This window comes from Arthrobacter mobilis (assembly GCF_012395835.1).
Lineage (GTDB): Bacteria > Actinomycetota > Actinomycetes > Actinomycetales > Micrococcaceae > Crystallibacter > Crystallibacter mobilis.
Genome location: NZ_JAAZSQ010000014.1, coordinates 97113 through 107672 on the forward strand (window position 1 = coordinate 97113; position 10560 = coordinate 107672).

The following is a 10560-nucleotide window of genomic DNA, read 5'->3' on the forward strand; positions in this document are numbered from 1 at the left end:
CTTCCAAGGAGAACAGATGCCCAACCCCCAAGTCTTCAAGCTGCCCGACGTCGGTGAAGGCCTGACCGAGGCGGAGATCGTGTCCTGGAAGGTCAAGCCGGGGGACGCTGTCGCCGTCAACGACGTGATCGTGGAGATTGAGACGGCCAAGTCCCTGGTCGAGCTGCCCAGCCCCTACGACGGCGTCGTGGCCGAACTGCTGGTGCCCGAGGGCCGGACCGTCGAGGTCGGCACGCCGATCATCGCCGTCACCACCGCCGGCGCCGGCCCGGAAGGAGCCGCTCCCGCGGCCCCGGCCGCAGCGCCGTCGGACGCGGGCCAGGAGGCAGGACCGGCGGCCGGGCCGCTGGTGGGCTCCGGCCCCAAGGCCGACGCCGTGAAGCGCCGTCCGCGCCGCCCGCTGGGCATCCCGCCGCGGGCACGGCCGGGCAGGCAGGCACCCGCAGCCCAGGCCCCGGCCGTTGAGGTCCATCTGCCGGCCCCGCACGGCCAGGCTCCGCACGTGCCGCCGGCTCCTACTGGTGACGCCGCGGCGCCGGCCGGGGAGGAAGCGGTGCCCGGAGCCCGACCGGCCCAGCGCGGCGAGGCCGTGCAGGCCGCCGTCAGCCGGCTGATCACCCGCGTGCTGGCCAAGCCGCCGGTGCGCAAGGCCGCCAAGGACATGGGCATCGACCTGGCCGACATCACCCCCACCGGCCGGGGCGGGGAAGTGACCCGCGAGGACCTGATCTCCTATCAGGCCCAGCGCGATGCCGAGGTGGACGCGGCGGAGAAGTTCTGGGGACCGGCCCGGCAGCCGCAGGAGCAGCGGATCGAGCGCATCCCGGTCAGGGGCATCCGCAAGATCACCGCGCAGAACATGGTGAAGTCGGCCTTCAGCGCCCCGCACGTGAGCATCTTCGTGGACGTGGATGCTTCCCGCACCATGGAGTTTGTCAAGCGGCTCAAGGCCAGCCGGGACTTCGAGGGGATCAAGGTCTCCCCGCTGCTGATCCTGGCCAAGGCGGTCATCTGGGCCGCGGCGCGCAACCCGTCGGTGAACGCCACCTGGGCCTCCGGACCGGAGGGTGACGAGATCCTGGTCCACCACTACATGAACCTGGGCATCGCGGCGGCCACCCCGCGGGGGCTGCTGGTGCCCAACATCAAGGACGCGCAGGACCTGTCCCTGAAGGAACTGGCTATTGCCCTGAACCAGCTGGCGTCCCGGGCCCGCGAGGGCAAGACCCAGCCGGCCGAGATGCAGGGCGGGACCCTGACCATCACCAATATCGGGGCCCTGGGCATCGATACCGGTACCCCGATCATCAATCCGGGCGAGGTGGCGATCGTGGCCTTCGGCACGATCAAGCAAAAGCCCTGGGTGCTCGACGGCGAGGTCATCCCGCGCTGGGTCACCACCCTGGGCGGTTCCTTCGACCACCGCGTGGTCGACGGCGATCTCTCGGCCCGCTTCATGGCGGACGTGGCCTCGATCATGGAGGAGCCCGCGCTGCTGCTGGATTAGCGCCCGAGGGCCCCCACACGGGCTTGCGAGTCAAGAGAGCGGCTAGGGGTCCCCGCATGCGGAGCATGTGGGGCAGGCCGCGAACGGGAAGGGCGCTAATCGTTAGCCACGCCGGCGGCATCGGCTAGGATCGAGGGCATGTGGCGATCAGGAGCCTGTCCATGACTGAAACCAACGCCCTGCCGGTTACCACCGCCGACCTGTACGACGAGCGCGGCGACGAGCTGCAGTCGGTGTCCCTGCAGTTTCAGGACCTCGGCGGCCGGGCCGCCTTCAGCGGCCCGGTCCGCACCGTGCGCTGCCGCGAGGACAACGGCCTGGTCAAGTCGGTGCTGAACTCGCCCGGCCGCGGCGCGGTGCTGGTCGTCGACGGCGGCGGCCTGCTCACTACGGCGCTGATGGGGGACCTGATTGCCGCCGCTGCGGTGGCCAACGGCTGGTCCGGGGTGGTCATCAACGGCGCCGTCCGGGACCGGCAGGCCCTGGCGGCGCTGCCGCTGGGCGTCAAGGCCCTGGGCAGCAACCCGCGCAAGAGCGCCAAGGCCGGTGCCGGCGAGGTTGATGCCGTGCTGGAGATTGCCGGCGTCGCCTTCCGCCCGGGCGCGATGCTCTACGCGGATCCGGACGGCATTTTGATCGAATACTGAGAACTGCCTACTGAGCCGCGCCCGGAACCGGCAGGCGGGCAAGGGCATGGTTGACTGGGACCATGAGCAACTACCGGCCGCAGCGGCCTTCGCAAAACGGCGGCGGCATGCCCCGCATCGACTGGCGCGGCACCCTGTGGGCGATGCTGGCCGTGTTCCTGCTGAGCTACCTGCTGATCTTCCTGTTCCCGGGCATGCACCCGGTCCTGCGGATCATCGTGGTGCTGGGCCTGTATTTCGGCGGCCGGTACGCCTGGCGCCGGTACCGCAGGCAGCGCCGCTGACCGTCGGGCGGCTCCCTCCGGTCCTTGTCCAGAGGCCGTAAGCTCAGGAACGGGACTCCTGCCGCCGCTTTTCCACCGCCTCCTCCAGCACGGGAGCCAGCCGGCGGACGCCTTCGCGGATCAGTTCCGTGGAGACCGCGCTGAAGGCCAGCCGGAGCTTGTTGGACGGCTTGTCCGACGGCGTGAAGGCGGCGCCGGGGATGAAGACGACGCCGGCGTCGATCGCCGCGTGCAGCAGGGGATAGGTGTCCACGTGCTCCGGCATTGTGACCCAGACGAAGAACCCGCCGTCCGGCCGCGTCCAGCTCGTCCCGGCCGGCATGAACTCGTCCAAGGCGTCGAGCATCGCGGCGCAGCGCTCGGCATACAGCCGCCGGTAGGTGCCGATCTGGCCGCGCCAGTCGTGGCTTTCGAGGTAGCCGGAGACCAGCATCTGGTTCAGCGTCGGCGGGCACAGCGTGACGGACTCGCTGGCCAGGTAGAAGCGCCGCTGCAGATGGGCGGGCACCAGCGCCCAGCCAATGCGCAGGCCCGGGGCGAGGATCTTGGAGAAGGAGCCCAGGTAGATGACGTCGTCCGGGTTGCCGGCGCGCAGCGGCAGGAGCGGGTGTCCGTCGAAGCGCAGCAGCCCGTAGGGGTTGTCCTCCAGTACCAGGACATTGGCCTCCCGGCATATGTCCACGATCTGCTGCCGGCGCCCGGCGTCGAGGGTAATGCCGGAGGGGTTGTTGAAGCTGGGGATGGTGTAGAGGAACTTCACGTTCGCGCCGGAGGCCCGCAGTTCGGCGATCCGGCGTTCCAGCTCCTCCGGCACCAGGCCCCGGTCGTCCACCGGCACCGGCTCGGCCCGCACCTGGTAGGACTCGAAGGTGTTCAGCGCGCCCACGTACGTCGGGTCCTCGCACAGCACCACGTCGCCGGGGTTGCAGAAGACCTTGCAGGCGATGTCCTGGGCTGACTGCGAGCCGACGGTGACGACGACGTTGGCCGGGTCGGCGTCCGTGATGCCTTCCTCGGCCATCACCTCGCAGATCTGCCTGCGCAGTTCCGCTGTGCCCTGGCCGCCGCCGTACTGCAGCGCCGTCAGGCCCTGCTCGGTGACCAGCTGGTACGCCAGGCCGCCGAGCTTGTCCAGCGGCAGGGACTGCAGGAAGGGGTTGCCCCCGGCCAGCGAAACCAGGCCGGGGCGCATCGAGATGTCGAAGACATCCCGCACCGCGGACTGCTTGATGTTGGCGGCACGCTCGGCAAACAGGTGCTCGTGCCGGTGCGCGGCCACCGCACGTTCGAGCGCGACCTCGACGTCGTTGGGAATGGACGGGGAATTGAGCCGTTCCTCTGATCTCACGCCCACAGAATACCCCGCAAGGTTGCTAAATGGGCAACACCTGTTTTCTATTGGTTTTCACGTTTCATACCCAGCCCCGGTCGCGGGCCTTCAGGGCGGCCTGGAACCGGCTCTCCGCGCCAAGTTCCTCCAGCATCCAGGCAATGTGCCGCCGGCACGTGCGCACACTGATGTTCAGGCGGCGGGAGATGACCTCGTCCGAATAGCCGGCCGCCATGCCCCGGAGCACCGCGGCCTGGACACTGGTGAGTCCGGTGTCCTCGCCGTCGCCGTGCTCCTGCCACGGGTAGGGCGCCGCCAGGTCCCAGCCTACGTTGAACAGGTGCGTGAAGATGTTGATCAGGCCGACGTCGCGCACCACCAGTGCCGCGCGGTCCCCGGGGTGGTGCTGGCGGCCCACCAGGGCCAGGCTCCGGTCGAAGATCATCAGCTTCAAGGGGACGTAGGTGAGGGTCCGGTATTCCAGCCCGGCCGGGGCGGTGGCGGCAACCGCCTTGCGGGTCGGCACATGGTCCACGGTGCTGGCGTTGTACAGGTTCTTGCGGATGACGCCGCGCTCGAGCAGTTCCAGGTCCTTCTGGATGCCCTCCTGATGCACATCAGCCGTGGAAGCTGCCGGCTGCGCGATCAGGACCTGCTCGCCGACATCCCGGCCGTAGTCGATCAGCAGGTTGCGGATCACCACCGGATCCTCCAGCACCTCGACGCCTGAATCCATGGCGATCTTCCGGCGTGCGGCCACGTAGGCCGGCACCAGCGCCGCCATGTCGCTGCGGTGGCTGGCAATCTTGGTCCGCAGGTCGATCAGCAGCCGTTCGTCCGCCTCCACGAGCTGGGACAAGGCCACGTCCGGGGAGATGGCCACCATATGGTCGGCGCCCTCGGCCGGCAGCTGGAAGAGCCGCCGGGCGATCAGTTCCTCGATGGCCTTGTCCAGGTCGCGCAAGGTGTAGCCGAGCGCGGTCGAGGCGTCTTCCCGGGACCACCCGGGATGGGTCACCGCGTACTGGTACAGCTCGAAGGCGGTGGTGCTGATCATCGAAAGCCTCCTTCCATTGGTCCCGTCGGTGCACTGGGCGGCGCGTGTGCCGGCAGGCGGCCATGGCCGGAATTAGCACCACTTTATCGGCGCTGCGGCGGCATTCCGGACCATTTTGAAAGTGTAACTATATGACATGGCAGGATTGTGACATACCTGCGGACAGCCGCCGGAAGCCCCGCCTCCAAACCGCCAATCCCTGTCAGGACAAGGGCTTTTGCCTCCGGAAGCGGCTGGCACCTAGAGGACAGAGGCTGCCGCAAGTCCTCTACCGGGCATGTCATGAAGTTGCCCCGGCAGTGGCTGGACTTAGGTCGCGGCCAGCGGAATTCTGGTGGTGCCGGGTTCGCCACCCACCGCAAGTTTCAGCCACTCGAAGGGGATAGACATGTTGAAGAAGATTACATGTACAACAGCTGGATTACTGGTCGCCCTGGGCGCAGTGACTGCTTCCATCCCCGCAGTAGCTGCCGACTCCGCCCAGACCGACAGCGTCCAGCCGGACAAGTCCTCCGGCGCTGTCATCAGCGCCCGGGCCTGGGACTGGTAGGACGTCCCCGCAAGAGGAAACCCCCAAGCCGCCCCATCCGGAAGCCATGATGCTGATCCTGTAACCAGGACGGCCGGCCTTCCCTCCCCCACCCACCAGCGAGCAACGTTAGGAGCAGCGCATGAGCCAGCTGACAGCCATCCGCACGTCCGAGTCGCTCGGCCTCGAACCATACTGGTGGGTCCTGTCTGTTTATACAGGTAGACAGGACGAGGCCGAGGCCGTCATAGGAGAACTGGTTACGCCATTAGTGGCCCACGCCCGCCGCGAAGGCGTGGGACGCTGGTACTTCAGCCAGCATGTCGACCGGATGGGGCACCACGTGAAGGTCCGGTTCCTGGGTTGCCGTTCCACCCTCGACAAGCTTCGGCGGTTCGAGATGGCAGCCCGGAACCGGACGGAATCCCTGGCCGCGGCCAGGACCGCGCAACATTACGTCCTCTCACCGCTGCACGAGGGCGCCTATGCCGGCCTGCCTGCCGGCGTGGAGCTGCAGGAAGTCCAGGAGGCTGAACTGGACCGCTTTGGCGGCGCCGAAGGACTTGAGCTGGCGGAGGAAGTTTTCGAGCTGTCCTCGGAGCTGGCCATGTGGGCCACCCAGCGCTTCAGCAAGCGCCAGGGCCGCTCGGCGCTGGCCGCCCTCCTGCTCTCGGATGCGGCCTGGGCGATGTCGCACGGTCCCCGGGCCGCGCAGTGGCCGGACCGGACGCGGCTGTCCTGGGACTACTGCTGGGAGAACCACCTCCGGGCCTCCACCGCGGAGCTGGGCCGGGGCGGCGCCAAGGCCCGGGCGGGGCTCGAAGCCGGCCTGATGTCCCGGACCACGCCGATGCACCGCCTGATGGCGGCAACGGCGGCCGAAAGCAGCGTGCAGAACTGGCGCCGCCGCTGGACCCGCGCCATCGATACCTACCTCTACCGCGCGGATAAGGCCCGCGTCAGCAGAAGCGCCCACCACCTGACGTTCAGCCAGTCCCATCTGATGGTCAACCGCCTGGGCTTTAGTTCCTGGGAAGAGGCCTCGCTGGGCATTTATGCCCGCGGCTGGACTCCGGATGTCGAGTCTTTCCTGTTGGAGAAGAAGAGGGAACTATGAGCTCACAGAATTCGTCCTCAGCCGCTCCGGAGCTTGCAGACCAGGGCTCATCGATGGAGGCGCTGGGCGCGCTGGGCAGCCACGGCCAGGACGGCGACATGCTGAACCTGCGCTCCGAGGACTACTTGCGCGACGCCGCGTGGGCTGATCACTCCTGGCAATAGCGGGCCCGCCCGCAAAACTTCATAAGCCAACTGGCCGGAACTCCCCCCAACGGTTCCGGCCAGTTTTATGCCCGGAGGAGCTCCGCCGCGATCCGCGCCGAAACCCCGTACCGGCGGCATAATAATTGATTTTTCCAACTGTTGAAAAGATTAAGTTGCTTGCGTATCGTGTGGGTAACGATCAATTGGCGTGTTTGACCTCACATCTTGAGGTGAACCACAGTGGAGGCGGAACACTGTTCGACCTTCGAACGGGGCGCCGGTCCTGCCGGCAGCTTTGAAGGAGTGGAAATGAAACGTGCATTGACCGCGCTTGCGGCCGCGGCTTCGGTGCTGGCCTTATCGGCCTGCGGCGGAGGATCGCCGAGCGGTCCGGATCCTGCAGCGACCGGCACGGCAGGGAACGGCGGCGACCTGACCAGGATCAGTGTCGGGGTGATTCCGATCGTGGACACCGCCCCCATTTGGCTCGGCGAGGAAAAGGGCTTCTTCAAGGAGGAAGGGCTGGACCTGGACATCCAGACAGCCAGCGGCGGAGCCGCCATCGTTCCCGGTGTGGTCAGCGGCAGCTTCGACTTCGCCTTCTCCAACCTCATCTCGGTCATGGTGGCCAGGGACAAGGGCCTGGACCTGAAGTTCGTGGCCAACGGCGCCTCCAGCACCGGCGACACCGGCAAGGACATCGGTGCCGTGGTCGTGCCGGCGGACTCGGATATCCGGTCGGCGAAGGACCTGGCCGGCAAGAGGGTCTCCGTCAACAACCTCGCCAATATCGGTGACACGACCATCAGTTCGGTGGTCGAGGAGGACGGCGGGGATCCCGAGGCCGTGGACTTTGTGGAAGTCGCCTTCCCGGATGCCCCGGCAGCCTTGGAGAACAAGCAGGTCGACGCCGCCTGGATCCTGGAGCCGTTCCTGAGTGCTGCCCTGGAGGACGGCGCCCGGGTCATCTCGTACAACTTTGCCGATTTTGATCCGGAGCTGGACATCGCCGGTTACTTCACCAGCGGCGATACGGTGGCCAATGACCCCGGGCTGGTGGAGAAATTCACCCGGGCAATGAACAAATCCCTGGAGTACGCGCAGGAAAACCCGCAGGAAGTCCGGGACATCGTGGGCACCTACACCCAGATCGACGAGGCGACGCGCAATAAGATGACGCTTCCGCGCTACCGCGTTGAGTTCAACGAGGACGCTGCCGGGAAGCTCGGCGAGGCCGCCGCCAAGTACGGCACCGTCTCGAAATCCCCGAACCTTCAGGAGCTGCTGCCATGACGCAGGATGCTGTAGCAGTCGCCGGTCCCGCCGCCCCCAGCGGAGGCAAGCAGGCGGCCCCGGCCCGCAAATTGCCCACCAAGCAGCTGCTGGGGCTGGCCGGGATCGTGGGGTTCCTGGCTGTCTGGGAGCTGATCCCGCGGGTAGGGATCGTGGATCCGCGCTTCCTGCCGCCGGCCTCCGAGGTGATCGCTGCCCTGTTGCGCGATTTCGGGCTGACCGCGTTCTGGCTTGCGGTGGGCGAGACGATGCTGGCGTGGGCCATCGGCCTGGTCATCGCGATCGTTGCCGCCACGGTCCTGGGCTTCATCATCGGCTCCTCGTCCTTTTTGCGGAAGTTCACCAACTCCACTGTCGAGTTCCTGCGGCCAATCCCGTCGGTGGCGCTGATCCCGCTGGCGGTGCTGCTGTTCGGGGTCAAGATCGAGTCCACGCTGATGCTGGTGGTGTACGCCTCCTTCTGGCAGGTGTTCATCCAGGTGCTCTACGGGGTCGCCGACGTGGACAACGTGGCGATGAACACGGCGAAGTCCTACGGGTTGGGCCGGATGGCGCGGGTGAGGCACGTGGTCTTCCCGACGGCGCTGCCGTACCTGATGACGGGGGTGCGCCTGGCGGCCTCGGTGGCGCTGATCCTGGCGATCACGGCCGAGCTGGTCATCGGCTCCCCGGGCCTGGGCCGGGAAATCGCCCTGGCCCAGTCCGGCGGCGCGATCGCGGGCATGTACGCGCTCGTGCTGGCCACCGGGCTGATCGGGGTGCTGATCAACCTGCTGATGCGCTTTATTGAGCGCAAGACCCTGTCCTGGCACTCCTCGATCCGCTCGGAAGTGATCGTATGAAAGCGTCAAACGTAGTGAAAGGGATCCTGTACGCCATCGGGCTGCCGGCGATCCTGGTGGCCATCTGGTGGGCGGCCACCCGGGCCGGGACGAACTTCTTCGTGCCCACCCCCGGGGTGCTGGCCGAAACGTTCGCCGAGACCTGGTTCGGTGAGCGGATCCTCTCGGATGTGCTCCCGAGCATCGGCCGGCTGATCGTCGGCGTGGCCTCCGCGATCCTGCTGGGCATCGTGGCCGGGCTGCTGATCGGCTCGGTGCGCTGGCTGCGGGCGCTGACCGAGCCGGTGCTGGAGTTCTTCCGCGCGATCCCGCCGCCGGTGCTGGTGCCGGTGCTGATGCTGCTGATGGGCATTACCGACTCGATGAAGGTGGTCGTGATCATCTCCGGCTGCGTCTGGCCGGTGCTGCTGAACACCATCGAGGGCGTACGCGCGATCGATTCGGTGCTCTCGGACAGCGCCCATACCTACGGGATCGGCGGCGCCGCCCGCATCCGGTACCTGGTGCTGCCCTCGGCGGCCCCGCAGATCATGGCAGGGGTGCGCCAGTGCCTGTCCATCGGGTTGATCCTGATGGTCATCTCCGAAATGTTCGCCTCGTCCTCGGGGCTGGGCTTTACCATCGTGCAGTTCCAGCGCTCCTTCGCGATTCCGGAAATGTGGTCCGGCATCGTGGTCCTGGGCCTGATCGGTGTGGCCATGTCCTTTATCTTCCAATTCACCGAGCGCAGGATCCTGCGCTGGTACCACGGACTGCGAGAGGTAGAAAATGCAGCCTGACACCAACACCAACACCGGCAGCACCGCCTCCGGCGCCGCAGCCGGCACCGCCGGCAGCAATACCGTGCCCGCCCCGGCGGGGCGGACCCTGCCCGAGGGCCAGGCGATGCTCTCGGTACGCGGGCTGAAGAAGGTCTACCAGACCGACGGCGGCCCGATCGAGGCGGTGCGGAACCTGACCTTCGATTTGCGCCCGGGGGAGCTGGCCTGCCTGGTCGGCCCGTCCGGGTCGGGCAAGACCACCCTGCTCAAGTGCATCTCCGGGCTGATGGCCCCCACCGAGGGCGAGGTACTGCTGAACGGGGTGAAGGTCTCGGGCCCGCCAAAGAAGATGGCCGTGGTCTTCCAGGAATACGGCCGCTCGCTCTTTCCCTGGATGCGCGTGCGCGAGAACGTCGAGCTGCCGCTGAAGAACCAGGGCATGCCCAAGGCCCAGCGCGACAAGCTCGTGGACGAGGCCCTGGAGGCGGTGGGCCTGGACCACGTGCCCATGTCCTACCCCTGGCAGCTCTCCGGCGGCATGCAGCAGCGCGTGGCGATCGCCCGGGCCGTGGCCTACCAGCCCGAGGTGCTGCTGATGGACGAGCCCTTCGCCGCCGTGGACGCCCAGACCCGGGCCGACCTGGAGGACCTGATCCGCACCGTCTGGCGCAAGCTGGGCGTGACCGTCTTGTTCGTCACCCACGACATCGACGAGTCCGTCTACCTGGGCGAGCGGGTCATCATCCTCTCCTCCTCGCCCACGGTGATCCAGGAGGACCTGGTCATCGACCTGCCGGACGAGCGCGACCAGCTCAACACCCGCTCCCTGCCCCGCTTCACCGAGCTGCGCCACCACGTCTACGAACAGATCCAGCTCGCCAAGGCCGGCCACCGCCCCGCCGCCGCGGCGCACTGATCCTTCCACAGGCACCGGTGGGCGCTCTCCCCAAATCCGGATTCCCCCAAACCCGGATTTCCCCCGAAACGGGAATCTGCTCCATGTTCAACGGTATAAATCAACCTGGTTGTGACAGGTTGGGTTGGTTG

General features: G+C 67.3%; 11 protein-coding genes. 9 read left to right on the top strand and 2 right to left on the bottom strand.

Annotation, left to right across the window (positions count from 1 at the left end; all coding sequences use genetic code 11):
- The first annotated feature begins 16 nt into the window (after nt 1-16).
- From HGG74_RS14270 to HGG74_RS14280, 3 genes are all read left to right on the top strand, one after another.
- Complete coding sequence (locus HGG74_RS14270) at nt 17-1507, top strand: dihydrolipoamide acetyltransferase family protein (protein WP_168487376.1); 1491 nt, start codon at nt 17-19, stop codon at nt 1505-1507.
- Between the two features lie 161 nt (nt 1508-1668).
- On the top strand, nt 1669-2154 hold the full coding sequence (gene rraA, locus HGG74_RS14275; RefSeq protein WP_168487378.1) for a ribonuclease E activity regulator RraA: 486 nt from the start codon (nt 1669-1671) through the stop codon (nt 2152-2154).
- Nucleotides 2155-2216: 62 nt separating this feature from the next.
- Nucleotides 2217-2438 (top strand): hypothetical protein, encoded by a 222-nt coding sequence (locus HGG74_RS14280; protein ID WP_168487380.1) that lies wholly within the window; start codon nt 2217-2219, stop codon nt 2436-2438.
- Between the two features lie 43 nt (nt 2439-2481).
- On the opposite strand, the gene HGG74_RS14285 is transcribed toward HGG74_RS14280, so the two are convergent.
- Nucleotides 2482-3786 (bottom strand): aminotransferase-like domain-containing protein, encoded by a 1305-nt coding sequence (locus tag HGG74_RS14285; RefSeq protein ID WP_168487382.1) that lies wholly within the window; start codon nt 3784-3786, stop codon nt 2482-2484.
- A gap of 64 nt (nt 3787-3850) precedes the next feature.
- A complete protein-coding gene (locus HGG74_RS14290) occupies nt 3851-4825 on the bottom strand; it encodes a helix-turn-helix transcriptional regulator (RefSeq protein ID WP_168487383.1) in 975 nt (324 codons plus the stop codon).
- 671 nt (nt 4826-5496) lie between these two features.
- Here HGG74_RS14290 and HGG74_RS14295 point away from each other — a divergent pair.
- The 6 genes from HGG74_RS14295 to HGG74_RS14320 all read left to right on the top strand — a co-directional run bounded on the left by HGG74_RS14295 (nt 5497) and on the right by HGG74_RS14320 (nt 10429).
- Nucleotides 5497-6471, top strand: coding sequence for a lantibiotic dehydratase C-terminal domain-containing protein (locus HGG74_RS14295; protein ID WP_168487384.1), 975 nt, complete (start codon nt 5497-5499; stop codon nt 6469-6471).
- Nucleotides 6468-6635: a hypothetical protein gene (locus HGG74_RS14300; RefSeq protein WP_168487385.1), complete on the top strand. Its 168-nt coding sequence runs from the start codon at nt 6468-6470 to the stop codon at nt 6633-6635. The genes HGG74_RS14295 and HGG74_RS14300 overlap by 4 nt, the downstream gene beginning before the upstream one ends.
- Nucleotides 6636-6926: 291 nt before the next feature.
- Nucleotides 6927-7910 (top strand): ABC transporter substrate-binding protein, encoded by a 984-nt coding sequence (locus HGG74_RS14305; RefSeq protein ID WP_168487386.1) that lies wholly within the window; start codon nt 6927-6929, stop codon nt 7908-7910.
- Nucleotides 7907-8752, top strand: a complete 846-nt coding sequence (locus tag HGG74_RS14310; protein ID WP_168487388.1) for an ABC transporter permease — start codon at nt 7907-7909, stop codon at nt 8750-8752. The genes HGG74_RS14305 and HGG74_RS14310 overlap by 4 nt, the downstream gene beginning before the upstream one ends.
- Nucleotides 8749-9531 (top strand): ABC transporter permease, encoded by a 783-nt coding sequence (locus HGG74_RS14315; RefSeq protein WP_168487390.1) that lies wholly within the window; start codon nt 8749-8751, stop codon nt 9529-9531. Before HGG74_RS14310 ends, HGG74_RS14315 begins: the two co-directional genes overlap by 4 nt.
- Nucleotides 9532-9637: 106 nt before the next feature.
- Nucleotides 9638-10429, top strand: coding sequence for an ABC transporter ATP-binding protein (locus HGG74_RS14320; protein ID WP_168487410.1), 792 nt, complete (start codon nt 9638-9640; stop codon nt 10427-10429).
- Nucleotides 10430-10560 lie beyond the last annotated feature (131 nt).